The sequence below is a fragment of the Sodalinema gerasimenkoae IPPAS B-353 genome (genome assembly GCF_009846485.1).
GTDB classification, from domain to species: Bacteria; Cyanobacteriota; Cyanobacteriia; order Cyanobacteriales; family Geitlerinemataceae; genus Sodalinema; species Sodalinema gerasimenkoae.
The window spans coordinates 2,301,978-2,323,916 of record NZ_ML776472.1 but is presented as its reverse complement, the minus strand read 5'-3'; the positions used below and the strand labels follow the sequence as shown (position 1 = coordinate 2,323,916).

The following is a 21,939-nucleotide window of genomic DNA, read 5'->3' as shown; positions in this document are numbered from 1 at the left end:
AACCTGTGCAAGTTCAACGGCAGTCTAACGGTTCCCTCCTCCGTCTGGGTGTGGCCATCGCCGGCGGTGGCGAAGGCAAAATCTATAGCGTCCACCAACATCCCGGTTGGGTGGCCAAACTCTACCACCAACCTACCCCGGAGTTGGGGCGCAAACTGGCCGTCATGGCCGCCAACCCCCCCGACGATCCCACCGCCGCTGCCGGCCATGTCTCCATCGCCTGGGTTCTCGATCCCCTCTGGCAGCGAGGGCGAATCGTCGGCTTCCTCATGCCCCGCGTCGGAGAAGGCTTCCCCCTCCACGACTTCTACACCCCCAAATCCCGACGCGATCGCTGTCCCTTCTTCAACTACCAATACCTCTATCGCACTGCCCGCAACCTCGCCGCCGCCGTCAGCCGTATCCACTCTCGGGGTTACGTCATCGGCGATGTTAACGAATCCAACATCCTCGTTAGTCGCACCGCCCTCATTACCCTCGTAGACACCGACTCCTTCCAAGTCAGCGACGGCAACGCCCTCTATCCCTGTCCCGTGGGCAAACCGGAATTTACCCCCCCAGAACTCCAAGGTAAAACCCTCCGCCATGTCCGCCGTCGCCCGGAACAAGACTGTTTTGGCTTAGCCGTTCTCATCTTCCAACTCCTGATGGAAGGAACCCACCCCTTCGCCGGGGTTTATCTCGAATCCGGCGATCCGCCCCCCATAGAAACACGCATCGCCGCCGGCCATTTCGCCTATAGTAGCCGAGGGGTTCCCTATCGCCCCACCCCCATCGCCCCCCCCGCTAACCTCCTCCCCCCAGAACTGCAACGCCTGTTTAGCCAATGTTTTGAAGTGGGCCACCGTCAACCCCAGCAGCGTCCCGATGCCCAAACCTGGGTTAAAGTCCTCGAAGGGGCGGAAGCCCAACTCATTACCTGTTCGGCTAACCCCCAACATCGCTATGGCAGCCATTTAAGCCATTGTCCCTGGTGCGATCGCAGCCGCAAATTAGGGGGCCGAGATCCCTTTCCCCGCAGTTCCCAAGAAGTCGGCCGCTTGCAACGTCAGCAACCCCGCAAGGCCAAGGTCAAAAAACGTCCCCTCCCCTCCCCAGTTCCCCAAGCCGTGGGTTATACAATTTCCTTCGCCTCACCCCATAGCTTGAGCAAAATTAGTCCTTCGGGCAATGGCTTAAGCCAACTCAAAGCCGATATCAGTCAATACTTTTGGGAATATCGTTATGACTTTCTCGGCGGGAGTCTGGTGATTGCCCTGGCCCTATCTGCGGGCCTCTACCTGTCGGAATGGCCGGGCGATCGCGCCTCCTCCTCCCCTTCCACCCCTCAAGCCTCAACCACAGAAACCCGCCTCGACTCCCCCGATAACGGCGTGACCCTAACCCTAACCGAAGAGGCCGCCCCCAGTGAGGCGGAAATTCAGGAGACAGACTTTAGCCTCACCCTCGGCGATCGCCGCTACGATCATCGCGATCGCGTCACTGCCATCGCCGTCAGTCCCACCGGGGACTGGTTCGCCAGTAGTAGCCACGATGGAACCCTGAAAATTTGGTCATTTCCCGATCGCGTCCTACTGCAATCGCGCCGCCTCTCCTCCGTGTTGGGCCTCCCCCAAGACCAAGTGCAAGTCCTGGCCGTCGGGGCCAACGGCGATCGCCTCGTTGGGGCCACCTCCGGGGGCCTACAAACCTGGAACCCGGCAACCTTCGACCTCATCAACGCCCTCCCCCTTCCCATTACCCCCAAAGCCCTCTCGCTGAGTAACCAGGAACATCTACAAATGGGGGGAACCACTGACGGAGATGTGGCCATTTGGGACATCGATGGCTTGCGAGAACGTCGCCGCTGGGCCGGGAACGCCCAAGAAGTTCTTGCCCTCAGTCCTGACGGTCAAACTCTCGTGACAGCCGGGTCCGGAGACATTAGCCTTTGGAATGTGGAGACCGGCCAACGTGAAGCCACCCTCCCCCAAGATCCCCCCGATGACCTGGTGGTGGCCCTGGGTCCCGAAAGTCGTCTCCTCGCGATGACAGTCCCCGCCGACAACGGCGTCATTCAGATTTGGGATACCCGCACCGGCGCCCTATTACATGCAGAAACTGCCAGTCATATCAGTACATTAGCCTTTGGTATCAACGGTAAAACCTTGATTGGCGGAGATATCTACGGAGGAATTGGCATTTGGCATCTTAATTGGTCGGAAGACCTCTCAACTCCCCCTGAACCGGATTCTCCTCAAACCTAGAGTCCTCGAAGACCCCTCAAACTATTCCTCCTTAAGGTTCAACAGGGGTTGAAATAATCGGTTATATTAGATGTGGGCCACTCTATCTTCACACCTTGTTTTTATCAAGGATTTTATGGCGTAAATGTCCCAGATTTCAGTGTGTGACTGCTGTTCCTATCCCACATCGGAACTTTTACATATTTTCTATGAAAGTTCTCCCCTGATGATGGGAATTCTTGAAATGGTTGAGCAAGATGAGCACGTCACTCTTCACTTCCTCAGCCATAATGAAGCCACTGCGATTTTTTTTAATCGTCCTGGACAATCTCTTAGGGGTCAAACGTTCGGGGACCTGGGGCTAGATCCTCAAAAAATCCAAGACATTGTTGGCTATTATCAGCAATGCAAACGGGAGCGAGAACCGTTGTCCTTTGAATATGAGGAACAAACGGAGACTGGACTTAGATGGCTTTTGGTGACTCTCAATTTTTTAAGATTAAGCGAACAAAAGCGTCCTCATTTCTCCTATCTAATCCGAGATATAACAGACCGCAAAAACGCTGAAATAGAGCGTCTTGAAATTGAAAAACGCAACCGAGAGTTACAGCTTCTTGAACCTATTTTTGAGATTATTTTGGCTGGCTATTGGGACTGGAATTTCCAAGATAACACCGAGTATCTAAGCCCTAGCTTCAAAAAGATGCTGGGCTATGAAGATCATGAACTCGAAAATCATCCTGATACTTGGCAGAAGTTGATTTTTGCTGAAGATTTGCCCGAAGTACTTGAGTCTATTAACAATCACCTAGACAGTCCACAAACTGTCCCCTTCTATCGTGAGGTTCGCTATCATCATAAAAGCGGTGCGACGTTATGGATTCTTTGCTCAGGACGAGTTATTGAATGGGATGAAATGGGGAAGCCTTCTCGTATGATTGGCTGTCATATTGACATTACCCATCAAAAAGAAGCCGAACTAAATTTGCGAGACATCAATCAAGAGCTAGAAACGTTTTTAGAGAATGCTCCCATGGCCATTAGTCGGTTGGATAACCATGGCCAATACCTCAAGGTGAATCCCACATTTGCTAAAACCTTAGACAAAAATCCCTCAGAACTACTGGGGCAATCGTTTTATGACTTTTTTTCTCCTGAAGTCACTAACATATTTGAACAACGCTTGCAAACCATTCGAGAGACATTACAACCGCTGCAAGTTGAAGATGAGCTGGACATCAATGGTGTCACTCAATACTTCCAGACCATTTTATTTCCCGCACTCGGCAGTCAACCCCTAAAAGGATTTTGGTCAATCTCAAAAAATATCACGGATCAAAAACAAAAAGCGATTGCGCTTCGAGATAGTGAAAAACGCTACCGAACTATTATTGAAACAACATTAGAAGGGGTTTGGGTAGTAAACTCTGAAGAAACTACAGAGTTTGTGAATGACCAGATGGCTAAAATGCTCGGCTACTCAGCCTCAGAGATGATGGGACAACCCCTAACCGCATTTATTTCTCCAGAGTCTGAAGAGAAAATTTGCCAACAAATCCGCAATCAAACCCGAGGAGATAGTGAGCAAGCTGTCTATCGTTTTTGTCATCGAGATAACTCTGATGTTTGGCTGATTCTTTCAACCACGCCTTTACAAGATACCCAAGGAAATTATCAAGGCTGCATTGGGTTATTAACCAATATTACGGAAATGATCCAGATTCAAGATGCCCTGAAGGTATCAGAGTTACAGTTGGCAAGTGTCTTGAATAGCTCTTTGGATGGGATTATGGCGTTCCAATCTATTCGGGATGCAGAGGGTAAGATTATTGATTTTGAATATCGACTAGCCAATCCCGCAAGTTGTACGATGACCGGAAGAACCACGGAACAACTGGTGGGACACCGCTTACTTGAGGTGATGCCCGGCCATCGAAAAGATGGACTCTTTGATTCTTACGTACAAGTAGTTGAATCTGGAGAACCAGGAACTCGTGAATTTTACTATAATCATGATGAGATTGATAGTTGGTTTGAGAATATAGCGGTTAAACTTGGAGATGGATTTGCGGTAACCTTCCGAGATATTACGCCTATTAAAAATTATCAGCTTACTTTAGAAAAAACGAATCAAGAACTGCAAGAACGACTGCAAGATTTACGAGAGCGCCATGCTGAAATGCAAACTCTCAGCCAAATTGGTGATTTTTTGCAAGCCTGTTTGACGGTTCAAGAAGCCTGTCAGGTTGTCGCAACTTTGATTCCCCCATTATTTCCCGGTTCTGCGGGAGGAATTTTTCAAACCAAGGATAGCGGCCACCAGTTGGAGACCTTAGCTCAATGGGGAGAGGAGCTTTATTCAAAGGCTAAGTTTTCCCATCAAGAGTGTTGGGGACTACGACGGGGACGGCCTCATCTAATATCGGAATATTGGGGAGAGTTACACTGTGGCCATGTTAAGCATCTCCCGGACGGGGCAACCACCTACTGCATTCCCATGGTGGCTCAGGGAGAAACCTTGGGGTTGTTTTATCTCATGGTTCCGCCGGAGTTGGAGTTGATCGGTAATAAGCGTCAGTTGGCACAAACGGTGGCTGAACAGTTAGGACTGGCGATCGCCAACCTAAAACTACGGGAGACGCTACAGCAACAAAGTATCCGAGATGCTCTCACGGGACTGTATAATATCAAGTCCGGCTAATCGCCTATGGTATATAATCAGTGTGGTGGCAGACTAAGGATAAAAGGATAAACGAGCATGGGACGGCGACTTAACCTAGAAGCTCATTTGAGCACCGAAGAACTAGAAAAGCGTTACCGAGGCGCTAAAAGTGGGATTGAGCGGGGGCATTATCAGCTAATCTGGCTGCTGCAACTGGGTAAGACGACGGCTGAGGTCTCAGAGGTGACCGGCTATAGCCGAAATTGGATTTATGAAGTAGTCAGGAGCTATAACCATCAGGGGCCAGAGTCCCTGGGAGACCAGCGGCGACACAATCAGGGCCATGGTCACCTGATTCTCGACGATGAGACTCAAGCCTTATTGTGCCAAGCTCTGCAGCAAGACCCTCCCGAGGGTGGATTCTGGAATGGACGCAAGGTGGCCGACTGGCTTAGCGAGCGCTTAGACCGTCCGGTTCACCGCCAACGGGGCTGGGAGATTCTCAAGCAGATGGAGTTCTCCCTGAAAGTCCCTCGTCAAGAGCATCAACAGTCCGCCACTGAAGAGGAGCAGCGGCAGTGGGAAAAAAAAGCTGCACCAGCAACTCGCGGCAATCCGACGCGACCATCCCGATGCCGACGTTCAGCTATGGGCCATGGACGAACATCGCCTAGGGCTTCATCCCATCAGGCGTCGCCGCTGGGTCAATAAATGGCATGAGTCGCCCAAAGCTCAGGTTCGCATTCGCTATGAGTGGTTTTGGCTCTATGGGTTTGTCCATCCCCACAGCGGTGAGACCTATTGGTGGCTGCTGCCTCGGGTCAATATCGAGCTGTTTAATCGAGCCTTAGCTGATTTTGCCCAGCACTTTGACATTGGACCCGAACGACAAGTCGTGCTGGTTTTAGACCAAGCCGGGTGGCATATCTCAAAAGAGGTGGTCTTACCCGAAGGCTTACACCTAGCCTTTCTGCCCTCTTACTCCCCCGAGATGCAACCGGCAGAACGACTCTGGCCAGTTGTCAACGAAGCCGTAGCCAACCGAGTGTTTGAGACCTTAGAGGACTTACTCGACCAGGTAGAGCGACGCTGTGTCCAACTGCTAAACCAGCGCGATTTCATCTCGGGGTTGACCCAGTTTCACTGGTGGGAGGCATACCAATGCTAAGTATGGCTAATTAACCGGACTTGATATAACCGCCGTCACTTTGAAGACACCCTACAACAAGAAATTGAACGGGCCAGCTTGCAGGGAGATTCCCTAAGTCTCGTGATGCTTGATGTGGATCACTTCAAAAGCTTCAATGACACCTACGGTCATGATGTTGGAGACTCGGTCTTGCAATCCATTAGCCAATGTCTCAAGACGAACTTGCGCGTCTGTGATGTGGTCTGTCGCTATGGGGGTGAGGAGTTCGTGATTATCTTCCCCAATATGACCTTGGAGACGGCTACCGGGATCGCTGAACAGTTGCGACAGGCGATCGCCCAACTGAACCTTTACTATGAAAATCAACTAATCGGGCAGGTTACCGCCTCATTTGGGGTCGCGAGCTACCCTGAGCAGGGGGGATCGTATTTAAGCCTTTTGAAAGCCTCTGACCAGGCATTATACAGGGCTAAAGCCGGGGGGCGAAATCAGGTGGTGCTGGCCAACGGACCCATAACCCCCGAGATACCTAAACCCGACGTTGGCTGATGGCGATCTGCCCCGAAAAGCAGACATCCACATCATCCCCAGCAACCCGTTCCCGTCCCGAATAATTCCCCACATAGGTGAACTCGTTTCCCTGTCGCTCAAATTCCGTCGGTAACGGTTGCTGACTGGCGGAACAAAACACCATTTCAGGCAGAAGAATTTCGGCAACTCCCGCCTCAACGGGGATATGGGGAAAATTGACATTCCAGAAACAGCCCCTCTCCAGGGGACGGGCCATCAGCTCTCGCAACACCGCCACGGCATAGCGACGGCTCACCTGCCAATCTGGAGGAGGAAGACGGCGATCGCGATATTGGGAGAAGGCGATCGCCCGCACCCCCAATATCGCCGCTTCTCGCACCGCCGCCACGGTTCCCGAAATATACTCATCCACCCCCAAATTGCCGCCAAAATTAATGCCTGACAACAGCCAACTCGCCTCAGGACACAGATGCGTTAACGCTAAGCGGGTACAATCGGCGGGAGTGCCACTGACGGCAATCTGGCCCTCGGCTCGCTCCTCAATCTTCAGCGGCTTGTGGGTGGTCACTTGATGGCCACAACCGGACAGATGAGAGTCGGGAGCAATCACCCAAACCGGTTCATCCGTCACCTGAGCCACCGCCTCCTGTAAGGCCATCAGTCCCGGTGCATCAATTCCATCGTCGTTGGTGAGTGTGATCGCCATCACAGGCCCCTATCTAAACAATCCTGGTAAAAAACCCCTCTTATCCTATCCCGTTCCCCCCACCCGTGTATCCTGGATCAATTAGGTTATTGTTTGGGACAGTCGAAATCTCAATGGTTACAGAACGCACCCTCCCCACATCCAATCCTGACTCGGCAGAAATCAGCCGTGAAGATGGACTCCGAATCTACAAAGACATGGTTCTCGGGCGCTTATTCGAGGATAAATGCGCCGAAATGTACTATCGAGGCAAAATGTTCGGCTTCGTCCACCTCTATAACGGACAGGAAGCCGTCTCCTCGGGAGTCATTCAGGCCATGAATCCCGGTGATGATTATGTGTGCAGCACCTACCGCGATCACGTTCATGCCCTGAGTGCTGGGGTTCCGGCCCGGGAAGTCATGGCGGAACTGTTCGGCAAAGCCACCGGATGCAGTAAGGGCCGTGGTGGGTCGATGCACATGTTCTCCAAGGAGCATAAGCTACTTGGGGGGTATGCCTTCGTCGCTGAGGGGATTCCCGTGGCCATGGGCGCCGCCTTCCAGGTTCGCTACCGTAAGGAAGTCATGAAAGACCCCAACGCCAATCAGGTGGTGGCCTGTTTCTTTGGGGATGGCGCCAGTAATAATGGCCAGTTTTTTGAAACCCTGAATATGGCGTCTCTCTGGAAGTTGCCGATTATTTTTGTGGTGGAAAACAATAAGTGGGCCATTGGTATGGCTCACGAACGGGCCACCTCACAACCGGAAATCTACAAAAAAGCCAGTGTCTTCAATATGGCTGGGGTTGAGGTTGATGGGATGGATGTCGTGGCGGTGCGCGCGGTGGCTCAAGAAGCCGTCAAACGGGCCCGCGCCGGGGAAGGCCCAACTCTGATTGAGGCTCTCACCTATCGCTTCCGAGGCCATTCTCTGGCTGACCCGGATGAGTTACGCTCGAAGGAAGAAAAAGAGGTTTGGTTTGCCCGTGACCCGATTAACCGCTTTGAAACCTTCTTGACCAGTAATCATCTGGCCAATTCTGAGGAACTCCAGGACATTCAGTCCCAGATTCAACAGACCATTGATGAGTCCGTTGAATTTGCCGAATCGAGTCCGGAACCTGACCCCAGTGAACTGCGCCGCTTTATTTTTGCTGAGGACGTTTAACGAGGGTGGGCTGACTCATGATGGGTCGCTCATGGCTCTAGGGCGTTGAATAGGCTAGAGAGAATGCTGTTGGAGAATAGGAACCCTTCGGGGTCTGTTAATCTAACAGCATCCTCGCCCCAGTCTACCCAGCCTCGCTCGATGTAGGGGGCGATCGCCCTCTGGAGGTCTTGTCGAGCTTCGGGGGCAAGATTGGCCTGAAGTTCCGCAAGGGGAATGCCCTCCGCCAAGCGTAGGCGCAACATCAGCGTTTCTAAAATCAGGTCATTGCTATCCACAGGAGGCGCGTCAAGGCTGCCATTTTGCTTGAGATACTCTTGCAGCCATTTGACATATTCAACGCGGGTTCTTGGGCGAGAAACCCGTTGCCCTTGGCTGTAACTGGTGGCTCCCATGCCGAAGCCATAATAGGGGCGATTCTGCCAATAGGTTTGATTATGGCGACAGGCATAGCCCGGTTGAGCATGGTTACTGATTTCGTAATGGGTGTAACCGGCGGCTTGGAGTTGGGCGATCGCCTGGCGATAGAACTCGGCGGCTAAATCCCCATCGGGAAGGGGATGGGTTTCCGGCTCATAGCGGCGGGCAAACACAGTTTTGGGTTCAACGATTAGGTCATAGACTGAGAGATGCTGGGGCTTGAGGGTGATCGCCGCCCCTAAGGATTCCTGCCATTGCTCTAACCGTTGATGGGGCAGTCCACAGATGAGATCAAAGCTTACATTCTCCGCCCCCGCCTCCTGGAGCCACTCATAGGCCCGATAAATCTCCGCCACCGAGTGCGATCGCCCACACACCGCCAGCAGTTTATCCTGGAAGGCTTGGGCCCCGAAACTAATCCGAGTGATTCCCGCTGCGAGAAACTCCCGCACTTTCTGGCCATCAAAGGTTCCTGGGTCCATTTCAATGGAAATTTCTGCCCCTGGATCGAGGCCAAACTGCTCTCGTAGACTCTCCAGAATCTGCCCCAGTTGCGCCCCAGAGAGCAGGGAGGGAGTGCCTCCTCCGAAAAAGACCGTTTCTAGGGACAGCCCGACCTCCGCCCCTAAATTGGGTGTTGCGCCAATCTCCCCACAGAGATGGTCTACATAGCGAGCGATCGCTGGGGAGCTGTCCCCCGATTGGCGATCGCCGATCACGGAGATGGGAAAATCACAATAAAAACAGCGACGGCGACAGAAAGGAATATGAACATAAGCAGACCTCGGTGGGGCATAGGTTTGAGCCATCCAGGACAACCCCGTACCTTCAGCCGGAACCGTCGAAATCGTAGAACCCATAGCCAACGGACATCGGTAAACCTCACCTTAAGCCTAACGGTTCCTGTCCCTAGGGGGGCGATCGCCCTTGGGAATCAGCCATTATAATGGGTAAAACGTTGAGGCAAAAGGACACCACTCCACAGCGGACCTCTGCTGCATCTCCGAGTCGTCCCTGAACCCAACGGATCGCTTCCCCAACCCAATTCGATCCCGTCCTAACCGGAATCAAAACGATGCTCGACGCACTTATTATCATCTCATTTATCATTGCGGGAGCCGGGGTAGGCTTTTTCAGCATTGAACTCCTCCCAGGGAGCGCAATGCAGCAAGTCACCAACGTTGACGGCTTACGCTGGGTGGTGGCAAGTTTTGCCGCCCTCATCAGTGGCGTAGTGGGCCTCTCGGTACAAACCACCTATCGGCGTATCGAAGCCAACATCCGTCAAATGCCCCTAGAAGTCCTACTCACCCGCGCTCTAGGGTTAGTGGCTGGTTTATTGGTCGCCAACCTTATGTTAGCGCCCGTATTCCTCGTACCTATTCCCAAAGACTTCACCTTCATCAAACCCTTTGTCGCGGTGTTGGGGAGCGTCATGTTCGGCTTTCTCGGCGTCACCCTGGCCGATACCCATGGCCGGGCCTTTCTGCGCCTGCTCAACCCCAACAGCGTCGAAAGTCTGATGGTGGCTGAAGGAACCCTCAAACCGGCTACCACCAAAGTCGTCGATACCAGTTGCATTATTGACGGACGGATTCAGAACCTCCTAGAAACGGGCTTTCTGGAAGGACCTATCCTGATTCCCCAATTTGTTTTAGAGGAATTGCAACAGGTAGCCGATGCCTCCAACGACGGGAAACGGGTCCGGGGCCGCCGTGGCTTGGATATTCTCAATCAGATTAAAGAAGATTATCCCGAGCGCATTGATATCTATCCCGCCGATTATGACGAACCGATGACGGTGGATGCCAAGTTGGTGCGTCTGGCGGCAGAAATCAACGCCACCCTCCTGACGAATGACTTCAACCTCAGCAAAGTGGCGACTCTGCAAAAAGTGTCGGTTCTGAATATCAACGAGTTAGCTCAGGCGGTGCGCTTGTCCTATCTCCCGGGTGATGATATTGAAGTCAAAATCCTCAAGACGGGCAAGGAACCGGATCAGGGTGTCGGCTATCTTGATGATGGAACTATGGTGGTGGTTGAAGAGAGTTCAGACCTCATCGGCAGTGAAATTCACGTCATCGTCACCAGTGCCTTACAAACGTCAGCCGGCCGGATGATTTTCGCCCGTCCCCATGCCTCGGCGATGGCGTAGGGGGAAGAAGGCAGTAGGCAGTAGGCAGTAGGCAGTAGGCAGTAGGCAGTAGGGGGGAACCCACCCCTAACCCCTCCCAGGAGGGGATGACAGCCATGGTAGCGTGCGTCCCGGCATCAGTCCAGCTTGAACCGTTGACCCAAGATCTCAAACTTGCCGGAACGCACCGCCCCCGGAGGTTGGGTCAAATCTCACCCTCCACCTGTCCCTGACAGAACCGTGCAACGAGAGGAACCTGGAAGCGGAAGCCTCTGCCGTCTCGTTCCAAAAATTCGCGATCGACCAGCTTGCGGTAGCCTTGAGAGTGCACCGCCGCTTTCTCAGACGTGAGGAGTTCTCGGATACAGTGTCAATTGCGGGCAGTTGTAAATTGTAGCCAGTGCGAGCCGAGTTCGTGATTTGTTCAGCCAAAGATTCTGCCACCCCCCGCAGGCTGGTGACTTCAGCAATCCCCTGACAGTCAACGAGCAAGCCAATTAAGTCGCTTCCCAGTCGTCGGGGCAGATATTTTAGGGCCGAGGTTTTGCCCGTCCGCCGGCCGCCATAGAGGAGCAAAATAGGGGCTTGATCAGCCAAAGCAACAGTTTCTAACGCCTCGAAGATATCCTGACGACCTTTAAACCGTCCTTCTGAGGTTCTGGGATCGAGGGCCGAACCCGCAATATAGGCGAGGGGAATCTCGCCCTGACCCTTCGCCTCTTCCCTCCAACTGCGTTTGGCTTGCTCCACCAGTCCCAGCCAACGCTGTACAGTAGGGCCAAAGCGGGGGGCAATTTTGGCATTCTCGGGCAAGTTTAGGGACTGTTGTAGGGTTTGAAGTTTCTCCACGGGGTCTTTGAGTAGTTCCACTCGACGATAGGGGCTACTCCCCTGTTGAGCAGCCCGAATGCCACGACTGATATCCAAGAGACTCGGGAGAATCGTACCCAGTTGACGAGGGGGTGGGGATGGAATCCAGGCCAGGTCATCAGCAATGTTGGCAATGTCACTCAGGCGATCGCAACGACGGGTTGACTCAGCGGTAATCCCCACCATTGCCTGAAGGACAACTCGTTGCTGGTTTAAGGATGCTGCTTTCCCCAGTTTAAGGTCAATTTTTGCTGATTGGGACTTAAGGCAGGAAAAGCATCGTCTGAGGTAAATGCAGGCAAACGAGCAACAGTCTCAGCGTCAGCCTTGGTTGATTTTTTGAGAGTCATGCTATGGCCAACATTGCCAAAAAATGAGCGATAGTAATGCTTGGGTAACAGTTTGTCCAAGGGCTGACGACTGGCTATAATCAGCATCAGATCATTGCTGTCCATTAACGACCGTAAATTCTCATAAAAGCCTAAATCAAAAGAGTTCTTTTTCTTGCCTAAATTATCAAATGAATCTAGGCATAACACCGGCAAGAATTCTGATTCTTTACAGTCACGAATCGCTTGCGAGAAATCATGACGATTGAGGGGGCGAGCTTGCAATTGAGATTTAACAGGATTTTGTTGAAACCCCAGCCGCTGAGCTATTCCGTTGTTTGGTAGAGCCTTAAGAAGTTTATCGGCAATCTTTTCGTATAACTTCGGTTCTGAGTCGTAGCCTTTGACGGAGAGATAGACCATAGCATAGTTTTTCGGATCTACCCCTTTACCGCTCAGTCTTTCTTCGTAGGTCTGATAGAGATGACAGAGCAACGAGGATTTGCCGATGCACTTGGGTCCCACTAGATTGATGCTGATGGGTTGATCGCCAATCATGCGACTGAGGATTATCTCTAGTTCTTGCTGACGGCCCACGAAAAAGCGAGGGTCAGTAATCATGGGGCCGGCAAGGAAGGGAGACTTCTCAGCCATGAGGGTTGAGGGCTTAATTTGCTCTCTAGGATAACAGCATTTGTTGGCAGATCGGGAGGCAGAGCCTCCTGGTTGGCATCTCATGGCTGAGCCATGATACGAGATGAAACTTGCCGGAACGCACCGCCCCCGAAAATGGGGTCAAATCTCAATTGTTCATGGTCAGCTCTTGTTCTTGGCTATCTGGGGAGGAATCCTCCTCTTTCGCCGCTTGCAGGGCATCCACCGTGCGATCGTACTGTTGGACAAGCCGCTCCCATAGCTCATTCACCCCAGTTAAGTCCTGGGCTTTGCCCTTTTCTTCGAGTTCCCGGCTCAAATCCGAGAGCGGATCAGCCCCCAGGGCGGCACTGGTGGATTTCAGAGAATGGGCTGACTCCCGCAGTTGTTGGGGATTCTGATCGGCGATCGCCGTCTCTACCCCTTCGAGCAATTGTGGGGTTTCTTGTAAATACAAATCCACCAACTCCTCTAAGGCTTCAAGTTCCCGTAAATCCTCTAAGGTTCTCTCATTCAAAACCGGTAGACTCGCTTCCGGGGGACTCTCCTCCACCTCTCGCCGGTCCGAGGACTCCGGATCAGCGGTAAACGCCTTCAGAGACACAGTCCCCGTCACCGGACAGCGGGATAAGGCCTGAATTAACTCATTGATGCGAATCGGCTTACTGATATAGTCATCCATCCCCGCTGCAATACAATCCTCGCGATCGCCCTGCATAGCATTAGCGGTCACCGCAATCAAATAGGGACGGCGGGATTTGGCCCATTTCTTGCAAATGCGACGGGAAGACTCTAACCCATCCATCACCGGCATTTGCACATCCATCAAGACCACATCATAATGCTGCCGCGTTAGGGCATCGAGGACTTCCAAACCATTCCCCACCACATCCGCCCGATAACCCATGCGGGCCAGGGTTTGGGTGGCCACCTTCTGGTTCACCGCATTGTCTTCAGCCACCAAAATCTTCAGAGGGAAGCGATCGGCCAGATGTCCATCTAACTTGGGCGTTTTCTCATATTCTCGCTCCACCGGCTCCCCACTTAAGACCCCAACCAAAATCTCATACAGTTGAGACTGCTTAATCGGCTTGTTGAGCAGGGCCGCTAGTTGCACCTCAACCCCTTGGATTTCCGTCCCCATCGAAGTCAGGATCATCACCGGAATATCCTTCATGACCGCGAACGTCTGGAGTTCTTGGGCCAGAGTCAACCCGTCCATCTTCGGCATCTGCATATCCAAAATGACCAAGTCGAAGCGGGGTTGATGAGGCACTAACTCTAAGGCTGTTGGCCCGTCAGCGATGGCAAGGGTTTCCATCCCCCAGCCTTGGGTTGTCATCGTCAAAATTTTACGGTTGGTGGCATTATCATCCACGACCAGGAGACGTTTGCCCTGAAGTTCCACCCGATGCCGTAAGGACTTGACGAGAGGCACTTGGGGAGCTTGGGGGGCAATGAGGGTAAAGTAGAACACCGATCCCGTGTCGTCTGGAGCGGTGGTGAGTTCAAACTCATCAGGACAGTCTCCCGTAATATGACCCATACTCTCGACCCACATGACTCCATCCATCATCTCAGCCAGACGTTTACTAATGGCTAATCCTAAGCCAGTCCCGCCATACTGACGGGTGGTGGAGGAGTCCACCTGGGAAAAGGAGCGGAATAATCGGTGCATCCGATCGCTCTGGATGCCAATTCCCGTATCACGCACCGCAAATTGAATGCGGTAGTAGGGAAGCTCTATGGGGTCTGAGGACTCGGCCTCAGCTACCTCGCAGGAACTATTATCCGGGTGGGGGCGATCGACCTGTTCGGCCATAATCGAGATGACCACTTCCCCCTCGTCGGTAAATTTAACGGCGTTGCTGAGCAAGTTGACTAAAATTTGCCGCACCCGTGTCACATCCCCACAAATATGCTGCGGGGTGTCGTTGCTCATTAGATAGGCCAGTTCTAGCCCTTTCCCGGTGGCTTTGGAGGCCAGCAAGTCTAGGGACTGTTCCACGCAGGCCCGTAAATCAAAGGGATGTTGTTCGAGTTCGAGTTTGCCGGATTCGATTTTCGAGAAGTCGAGAATGTCGTTAATAATCGTCAGCAGGGTATCGCCACTACTGCGGATGGTCTCGACAAAATCTCGCTGTTCCAGGGACAGTTCAGTGTCCAGGAGTAAGCCAGTCATGCCGATGACGGCATTCATGGGGGTGCGAATTTCATGGCTCATGGTGGCCAGAAATTCGCTCTTGGCTTGGGTGGCGGCTAGGGCGCGATCGCGGGTTCGGGCCAGGTCGGCGGCGGTCTCTTGTCGTTCAATCTCCCCGCCAATCCATTGGGCCATCAATTTGAGGATTTCTCGGTCTACGGGTTTGAAGGGGTCATGAAGTGGCGTCCGGCTCGAAAAGCTCAGGGTTCCATAAACTTCTCCGGCGACAATGACGGGAGTCCCGATATAGGCTTGAATGCGGAAGGGCCCATATTTAGGCGGCACATTGGTGCCATACATTAGGAGAAATTCAAAATATAAGGGGTCGTTGGCTTCGACAGTTCGGAAGCAATAGGTTTCTGCCAGGGGTAAACGCTGTCCAGGCATCAGGGGATGGGTGACCACCATTCCCGGAGGGGTTTGGGGACATTGAACTTCCATCACTTCAAAGTCTTCGTCCTGAATCCGGGAGAGGATGGCGATTTCCATCCCGAATCGTTGCCGTCCCAGTTCTAGGAGGCCCTGCAATCGCTGGCGGAAGTTCAGTTGACGGGAGGAGGTGACTTTGTAGATGGCCCGAATCGAGGCTTCACTTTCCCGGAGATCTTCTTCGGCCAGTTTTCGTTCGGTGATGTCTCGCGAGACGCTGACGATTTCCCGGATGGGGGAATCTGGAGTCTGACGGAGGGGGCTGTTCCGTTTACCCTGGTTAAAGGCCCGACTGGTGGTTTCAAACCAGATGTAATGGCCGTCTTTATGGCGAATGCGGTAACTGAGGGTTAAGGAGCCGGTTGTGGTGATGACTTCAGCGGTGGAGTAGTTGAAGTTGTCGCGATCGAGGGGGTGGATGAGGTCTCGGGCGTAGCGGTCGATGAGTTCTTCGGGTTTGTAGCCGAGCAGCACTTCGGCGGCGGGAGAGGCATAGAGAAACTGACCGTCAAGGTTCTGTCGGGCAATTAAGTCGGTGGAGTTCTCGGCCATGAGCCGATACCGTTGTTCGGTTTCTTGCCGTTCAAATTGCGATCGCCCTAGAGCGTCGAGCATCTCGTTGACGGTATTGGCTAGACTTGAGAGTTCGTCTTCTCCGATGCTGGGGAGGCGTTGCTGGGGATCGCCGGTCTGTTTGAGTTGATTCATGCTCTCACTGAGCTGAGACAGAGGCGATAAGACCAGTTTTTCGACGAGCAACAGGGTTAGGCCACTAAAGATAACTCCCACACTAATCAGGGCCAGGGAAAAGTAACGAATGCTAATCTGCCCCTGTTGGTAGATAGCCCGAGGGGCATTCACCCGCAGCAGGCGAATGGGATTTTGGTTGAGATCCTCTAGAAGGGTATACCCGGCAATTCGTTCTCCTGGAGGGAGGGGAAGATAGGGCAAACGAACCCTCGGCTGGGATTTATAGCCGTTCTGGTTAAAGGTCCTGAGGGTCAGGTTGAGCGCGACGTCAATGGCCGACTCCCCAGGATTGCGATGAGCGGCGAGGGGTTGAGGTCGAGCTTGGGAGGGGTTGAGCAAGTCCTGCCAGGCCTGTTGAACATCGGCCGGCACATCCTCACCCTGGCGGGGGTAAAGATCGAGGGCGAGTTGGGTTTGTTCGGCCAGCCGGGCGATCGCCTGCTGATCGAAGTAGCGGCCGACAATCAGGGTTCCTCGAAGGGGACCGGTAATTTGGCTGGTGACGATGGGACGGGCCGCTACGGCGAATGGCTCCCCTTCGAGTTCGAGAAGGCCCTGGATGCCGTCGTCAGGATGATCGGTGATTAACAGGGAATGCTCAGGCTGCTCGGGGTTGAGAAATGGCTCTAGTCCCTCTGGCAGCGGAATGCTGCGGCTATGAGTCCGGTCATAGGCTTTCTCGAAGCGAATCTGACCTTGAGCATCGACAAAAACCATGAAGTTTAGGTTCAGGTAGGAAAATGTCGAGTCAATCAGGTTGGAGCGCACATAATCGGGGTTTCCGGTTTTGATAAACTCATAGGTGTCATCCCACTCGGCATAGTCTCGGGCAATGGTGTTGAGACTCGACAGTTCATGGTCGACGGCACGCAGGGCATGGGTCACGTCTTGATGGACGTACTGCTGCTCCAGATGCGTGAAATCTCTCAGTAAGATTAACGAAGATATGGCGTAAATCGTAATGTTCAACGCCACCAACGCCGCACCGACGATGAGTAAAGTTTTCTTTCGTAGTTTCATGCCGGAGTGGAAGAAAATAATCAACCGATGTTCCCAGGGGAATTGCTCAATGGGGGCAAGCTATCATCTCTATTTTGCCTGACCTTCGGCTGTCGAGTGAGTCCGCCCTCTTGGCCTGTTTAGACGTTACAACGAGTTCCTGGCAAATCTCTATTTGTTTAGAGCATTTTCATTAAGTGAATGGACGTTGACCATGACTGATAATCTTAACCTTCCTTCTAATGTACAAGCTTCTCGCCGTTGGCGATTGATTTTGGGAACAGATGCTACGGAAGCAAACCCTTCTGAGGATAGGTTGGATGAGCGGCGAGTGCGATCACTGGAGGCACTCTATCAGCCGTCTCGTTCCGGGGGATTAGGACGCTCAACCCTCAGTTTAGTGCGCTGGTTAGATGAGATTCGCGGCCATTTCCCTGAGTCGGTGGTTCGGGTGATGCAACAAGATGCTATCGAACGGCTGAATTTGCGATCGCTACTGCTCGAACCTGAATTGAGCGATCGCCTCGATGTTGATCCGATGTTAGCGGCGGAGGTGTTAACGTTGATGTCCACGTTACCCGATTCCAAGCTAGAGCGGATTCGTGAGATTGTCCGTCAGGTGGTCGAGGAATTAGAGCAGCGATTACGTCCGGCTACCCAGCAAGCCCTATTGGGCCGTCTTCGCCAGCGATCGCCCCAGCTCCATCCCCGCTATCGAGACATTGATTGGCAACGCACCCTGTATGCCAATCTCAAACATTATCAGCCCCACTATGGCACGATCATTCCTGAAAAACTAATTCATCGAGGAACGCCGCCGCGTCTCCTGTCTGATGTCGTTCTCTGTCTAGACCAAAGTGCCTCGATGGCCGCTTCAGTGGTCTATGCTAGCGTCTTCGCCTCGGTTTTGGCGTCTGTATCTTCACTGAATGTGCGTTTGTTGGCCTTTGATACATCGGTGCTGGACTTAACACCCCATCTACGAGATCCGGTCAACCTGTTATTGGCAATGCAGCTCGGCGGTGGCACGGATATTTCAGCCGTCTTACGCTATAGCTTACAAGAGATTCAACAGCCCCATGAGACGATTCTAATTCTCCTGAGTGATTTATATGATGGGGGCGATCGCCCGCTACTCTGGCAATCTTTCGGGCAATTGCTAGCATCAGGGGTACGGGTCGTCAGTCTGTTGGCGCTCGATGAGGCTGGCGTTCCTCGCTATGATGTGGCGAATGCTGAGCATTTGGCTCACTTGGGGATTCCGAGCTTTGCCTGTCACCCCGATGAGTTTCCAGCGGTGATGAGTGAGTATTTGCTAGGCTAAAACCGGTTCAGCATAGTTGTTATCTATCCATTGAGTTTGGGGCCATTTTATACTATGAAAGTCGATGTTAAAATACGATTATTTTTGTCCCATCTTTTGGTCATGCTGGTCGGGCTAGGTAGCTTTATTTTAATCAGTAAAATTTACTCACCTCGACAATTCATTATTCAACTTGAACAGATGGAAAGCACGGAGTTTTTTAGTGTTCGCTCCGTAAAAACCTATATTGTTAAGGGATTTGAGACGACCTGGAATCGCAGTACTTTTTGGTCTGTTATTAGTGGCGCTTCAGCAGCAGTTGTCCTGAGTTATTGGCTTTCACGACGGATTACCCTACCGCTAAGACGAATGCGGCAGATTACACAACGGTTTGCAGCGGGGGATTTTGATGAGCGAATGCCGATGAGTGAAATCCCGGAATTTTACCAACTTAGTCTTAGTTTTAATCGCATGGCGGATAGCATTCGTGAGATTGAACATCGCCGCCGAGAACTCATTAGTGATATGACCCATGAGTTGCGAACTCCGCTGACGGTAATGCGGGGGTATTTAGAGGAACTGGCCGATGGTCGTCTAGAACCGACGCCAGAAACCTATGATAAGTTGGCCCGTGAAACCCGTCGCTTAGAACGGCTGGTCAATGACTTACAGGAGCTATCGAAGGCGGAGGCGGGCTATTTAACCATTGACCCCAAACCCCTGTGTTTATGCAGCCTCCTAGAGGGCTTAATTACCCGCTTGTCGGAGCAGCTCATCGATGAGTTAACCCTGTCCCTCGACTGTCCCGAGGATTTACCGAAGGTCTTTGGGGATTATGATCGCATTGAGCAGGTCTTGATGAATCTGTTGGGTAATGCAGTGCGCTATTCAGACTATGGCACAATTTCGGTGCGGGCCTGGTGTGATGACCCCTATATCTGGACTGCTGTGAGTGATACGGGGATTGGCATTGCAGCGGAGGATTTACCCTATGTCTTTGATCGCTTTTGGCGAGCGGAGCGATCGCGATCGCGACATTCAGGGGGAACCGGGATTGGCCTGGCCATTACCCGGCGACTGGTGGAACTGCATGGAGGAACGATTGAGGTCAAAAGTCAGTTGGGCCAGGGAAGCACATTTTATTTCTCCTTGCCCATGTTGCCCTAAGGTCTCTTCATTGATGGCGCTGTAGTAGTATGGATTAAACACAGTTACCTTAGGATAAACTTATTCATGCCTTACGTTGATGAAGAGGGGGGTCGCCTCAATAACTACGCCATCGAACCCAAGATGTACGAGGCGAAACCTCCTACCACGGAGGAGAAGCGCAATTATGCCATTCTCGGGGCGTTAGCTGCCTTGTTTGTGGCAGGAATTATCGCCGTGGCCTATGCCGTCTCAACGGTTAGCTGAAGACGTTGTCTTAGATTGGGCGATCGCCCGCCAGGCCCATAACACTGAGGCCACGGCTGCCCCGTGAGCAATACAGCCTCGGGGCAATAGGGGATCGTCTCCATCAAAAATTTCACTAATTTGTCCCAGTCCAGCGGTTTGCAAATGGTCGGCAATGGGACTGAGAATACTCAAGGCTGTGGTTGCTTCCCCATAGACACGATAGTGGGCGAGGCTATAGATTCCCAGCCACCAGGCCCAGGTCGTCCCTTGATGGTAGGCGCGATCGCGTTGGCTGAGATTGCCCCCATAATGGCCCTGATAATCCGCCTCATCGGGACAGAGCGATCGCAACCCATAGGACGTGAGCAAGGAGCGACCACAGACCTCAAGCATGGCCCGGCGACGGTCCAACGATAACAGGGGCCCCGGAAGATACACCGCCAAGAGTTGATTGGGGCGTAACCTGATGTCATCGCCCCCAGGGCCATCCAAAACGTCGTAACAATAGCCGAGACTGGGATTCCAAAATCGCTGAAATCCTGCCTGAATCTGTCGTCCTAGAGCGTGATAGGGTTTGGAGCGTTGGCCAAGCTGTTCGGCAAACTGGGTCATGGCCACGATGGCGTTGTACCACAGGGCATTGACTTCAACGGCTTTTCCCTGACGAGGGGTAACGGGAGTCTCTCCCACTTTGGCATCCATCCAGGTCAGCTGAGCCTCCGATTCCAAGAGACCATCTTGGCGGTCTAGGCGAATCCCCGCACTAACACCACGACTATAGGCCTCAACCGCATCAACTAAGGTGGGATAAATGTCTTGGAGAAAGGGGCGATCGCCGGTGACCTTCACATATAACCGTACTGCTTCGATGTACCACAAACTGGCATCCACGGTGTTATAGGCGGGGAGGCCCCCATCATCGGGGAAGACATTGGGCAGAATCCCCTGACGAAAATAGGAGGCGGCCGAGGCTAACACCGATCGCATCAGCTCAGAGCGGCCCGTAGCCAAGGTCAACCCCGGTAAGCTCATCATGGTATAGCGACCCCAATCACCAAACCAGGGATAACCCGTTAAGAGGGTGGTTTCGGGCCGACCTGGATTCACATATAAAGGCTGGCGAGTGACCACAAAGCTATCCGCCGCCAAGACGAGCTGTTGAATCCAGTCTGGAGGAGCCTTCTCAGAGGCGGGGAACTGAGGTCTCGGCTCACTCCTCTCCCAGGTGGCCAAAAGTCCCTGCTCTCGGTCCTGATACCGTTCCCAGGCCGCCGCCACATCCAAATTGGGGAGAGCAACGGTACTGACGGCCACCGTAAAGGAATCCCCAGGCTCTAAGGTCGCCTTTAGGGTGGCTCCATGGAGGTGGTCTTCATAGTCCCCACTGCCGCGATCGCGTTCTCGGGCCAAATCGAAGCCAGCATACCAGTTGTAGCGTTGCGTCACTAAACCGCGATCGCCCAAAATATAGCAAGGAACGCCCCCCTCACAGGATAACTTCACCCCCTGAGGACAGGGGTCAATCTCCCAATTTTCCCCCGTAATGCCCCCATGATGACTGCGATCGTTCACCAGGGCTTTAATCGACAACTCCAGCGATCGCTCCCCCCGCAGCAGACGATAACGCACATAGGTCGTATTCTGCCCCCATTCCATCCAAATGGATTTTTCCAGGCGGGCCTCCCCACAGGCATACATCCAAACCGGAGTACGACCGACTAAACGAAACTGCTCCAGATAATAGTAGCCCCGAGGGGCCACCGTTCCATCAGCCCAGCGATTGGTATAGAGGGGATAAGACTTGCCCCCCAACTGAACCGTCTCATCCAGCTTCACCACCCGCAGCTGTCGGCAACAAGGCGGCTCCATCGCCGCCACCAACACCCCGTGATATTGTCGTGTCAGCAGGCCCGCCACCGTGCCACAAGCATACCCACCAATCCCATTGGTGACTAACCATTCTCGTTGTTGCGCCTGCTCCAGGTCGCCACAGATCTCTCGCCCAAATTGAATCGTCATCTGACTGAGTTG

13 protein-coding genes and 2 pseudogenes are annotated in these 21,939 nt (G+C 52.9%); 9 read left to right on the top strand and 6 right to left on the bottom strand.

Features of this window, described 5'->3' with window-relative positions; all coding sequences use genetic code 11:
- The first annotated feature begins 5 nt into the window (after positions 1-5).
- From L855_RS10200 to L855_RS10185, 4 genes and pseudogenes are all read left to right on the top strand, one after another.
- On the top strand, positions 6-2,246 hold the full coding sequence (locus tag L855_RS10200; protein ID WP_159787620.1) for a hypothetical protein: 2,241 nt from the start codon (positions 6-8) through the stop codon (positions 2,244-2,246).
- 124 nt (positions 2,247-2,370) lie between these two features.
- Positions 2,371-4,926: a PAS domain S-box protein gene (locus tag L855_RS10195; RefSeq protein WP_159787617.1), complete on the top strand. Its 2,556-nt coding sequence runs from the start codon at positions 2,371-2,373 to the stop codon at positions 4,924-4,926.
- 57 nt (positions 4,927-4,983) lie between these two features.
- A pseudogene (locus L855_RS10190) lies at positions 4,984-6,055 on the top strand (IS630 family transposase).
- Positions 6,056-6,091: 36 nt separating this feature from the next.
- Positions 6,092-6,586: pseudogene (locus tag L855_RS10185) on the top strand (GGDEF domain-containing protein); the annotation flags it as partial.
- On the opposite strand, the gene surE reads toward L855_RS10185, so the two are convergent.
- The gene (surE, locus tag L855_RS10180) at positions 6,567-7,274 is read right to left on the bottom strand and encodes a 5'/3'-nucleotidase SurE (protein WP_159787614.1); all 708 of its coding nucleotides are present in this window, start codon (positions 7,272-7,274) and stop codon (positions 6,567-6,569) included. The pseudogene L855_RS10185 and the gene surE sit on opposite strands and share 20 nt — an antisense overlap.
- Before the next feature lie 113 nt (positions 7,275-7,387).
- On the opposite strand from surE, the gene pdhA reads away from it, so the two are divergent.
- The gene (pdhA, locus tag L855_RS10175) at positions 7,388-8,422 is read left to right on the top strand and encodes a pyruvate dehydrogenase (acetyl-transferring) E1 component subunit alpha (RefSeq protein WP_159787611.1); all 1,035 of its coding nucleotides are present in this window, start codon (positions 7,388-7,390) and stop codon (positions 8,420-8,422) included.
- Between the two features lie 29 nt (positions 8,423-8,451).
- On the opposite strand, the gene hemW is transcribed toward pdhA, so the two are convergent.
- Positions 8,452-9,702: a radical SAM family heme chaperone HemW gene (gene hemW / locus L855_RS10170; protein ID WP_246198795.1), complete on the bottom strand. Its 1,251-nt coding sequence runs from the start codon at positions 9,700-9,702 to the stop codon at positions 8,452-8,454.
- Positions 9,703-9,917: 215 nt separating this feature from the next.
- Between hemW and L855_RS10165 the strand changes: the two genes are divergently transcribed.
- Positions 9,918-10,997 carry a PIN/TRAM domain-containing protein gene (locus L855_RS10165; RefSeq protein WP_159787608.1) on the top strand — a complete coding sequence of 360 codons (1,080 nt, stop codon included), beginning with the start codon at positions 9,918-9,920 and terminating at the stop codon, positions 10,995-10,997.
- A 147-nt stretch (positions 10,998-11,144) separates the two neighbouring features.
- On the opposite strand, the gene L855_RS10160 is transcribed toward L855_RS10165, so the two are convergent.
- The 3 genes from L855_RS10160 to L855_RS10150 all read right to left on the bottom strand — a co-directional run bounded on the left by L855_RS10160 (position 11,145) and on the right by L855_RS10150 (position 17,231).
- A complete protein-coding gene (locus tag L855_RS10160; RefSeq protein ID WP_159787605.1) occupies positions 11,145-12,032 on the bottom strand; it encodes an ATP-binding protein in 888 nt (295 codons plus the stop codon).
- 26 nt (positions 12,033-12,058) lie between these two features.
- A complete protein-coding gene (locus L855_RS10155; RefSeq protein WP_159787602.1) occupies positions 12,059-12,829 on the bottom strand; it encodes an ATP-binding protein in 771 nt (256 codons plus the stop codon).
- A gap of 148 nt (positions 12,830-12,977) precedes the next feature.
- Complete coding sequence (locus tag L855_RS10150) at positions 12,978-17,231, bottom strand: response regulator (protein ID WP_159787599.1); 4,254 nt, start codon at positions 17,229-17,231, stop codon at positions 12,978-12,980.
- 193 nt (positions 17,232-17,424) lie between these two features.
- Between L855_RS10150 and L855_RS10145 the strand changes: the two genes are divergently transcribed.
- From L855_RS10145 to psb34, 3 genes are all read left to right on the top strand, one after another.
- Entirely contained in the window at positions 17,425-18,534 is a 1,110-nt protein-coding gene (locus L855_RS10145; protein ID WP_159787596.1) for a VWA domain-containing protein, read from the top strand.
- 102 nt (positions 18,535-18,636) lie between these two features.
- A complete protein-coding gene (locus L855_RS10140) occupies positions 18,637-19,680 on the top strand; it encodes a sensor histidine kinase (protein WP_343039256.1) in 1,044 nt (347 codons plus the stop codon).
- Between the two features lie 66 nt (positions 19,681-19,746).
- Positions 19,747-19,926, top strand: a complete 180-nt coding sequence (gene psb34, locus L855_RS10135) for a photosystem II assembly protein Psb34 (RefSeq protein ID WP_159787590.1) — start codon at positions 19,747-19,749, stop codon at positions 19,924-19,926.
- Here the strand turns inward: psb34 and L855_RS10130 are convergent.
- Positions 19,912-21,927 carry an amylo-alpha-1,6-glucosidase gene (locus L855_RS10130; protein ID WP_159787587.1) on the bottom strand — a complete coding sequence of 672 codons (2,016 nt, stop codon included), beginning with the start codon at positions 21,925-21,927 and terminating at the stop codon, positions 19,912-19,914. The two genes, psb34 and L855_RS10130, sit on opposite strands and share 15 nt — an antisense overlap.
- Between the last annotated feature and the right edge of the window lie 12 nt (positions 21,928-21,939).

What these genes read in the sequence shown, in the direction of transcription:
- L855_RS10195 (WP_159787617.1), top strand. Translation starts at nt 2,371, where the DNA reads ATGTCCCAGATTTCAGTGTGTGACTGCTGTTCCTATCCCACATCGGAA.
- surE (WP_159787614.1), bottom strand. Translation starts at nt 7,274, where the DNA reads ATGGCGATCACACTCACCAACGACGATGGAATTGATGCACCGGGACTG.
- pdhA (WP_159787611.1), top strand. Translation starts at nt 7,388, where the DNA reads ATGGTTACAGAACGCACCCTCCCCACATCCAATCCTGACTCGGCAGAA.
- hemW (WP_246198795.1), bottom strand. Translation starts at nt 9,702, where the DNA reads ATGGGTTCTACGATTTCGACGGTTCCGGCTGAAGGTACGGGGTTGTCC.
- L855_RS10165 (WP_159787608.1), top strand. Translation starts at nt 9,918, where the DNA reads ATGCTCGACGCACTTATTATCATCTCATTTATCATTGCGGGAGCCGGG.
- L855_RS10160 (WP_159787605.1), bottom strand. Translation starts at nt 12,032, where the DNA reads ATGGTGGGGATTACCGCTGAGTCAACCCGTCGTTGCGATCGCCTGAGT.
- L855_RS10155 (WP_159787602.1), bottom strand. Translation starts at nt 12,829, where the DNA reads ATGGCTGAGAAGTCTCCCTTCCTTGCCGGCCCCATGATTACTGACCCT.
- L855_RS10150 (WP_159787599.1), bottom strand. Translation starts at nt 17,231, where the DNA reads ATGAAACTACGAAAGAAAACTTTACTCATCGTCGGTGCGGCGTTGGTG.
- L855_RS10145 (WP_159787596.1), top strand. Translation starts at nt 17,425, where the DNA reads ATGACTGATAATCTTAACCTTCCTTCTAATGTACAAGCTTCTCGCCGT.
- L855_RS10140 (WP_343039256.1), top strand. Translation starts at nt 18,637, where the DNA reads ATGCTGGTCGGGCTAGGTAGCTTTATTTTAATCAGTAAAATTTACTCA.
- psb34 (WP_159787590.1), top strand. Translation starts at nt 19,747, where the DNA reads ATGCCTTACGTTGATGAAGAGGGGGGTCGCCTCAATAACTACGCCATC.
- L855_RS10130 (WP_159787587.1), bottom strand. Translation starts at nt 21,927, where the DNA reads ATGACGATTCAATTTGGGCGAGAGATCTGTGGCGACCTGGAGCAGGCG.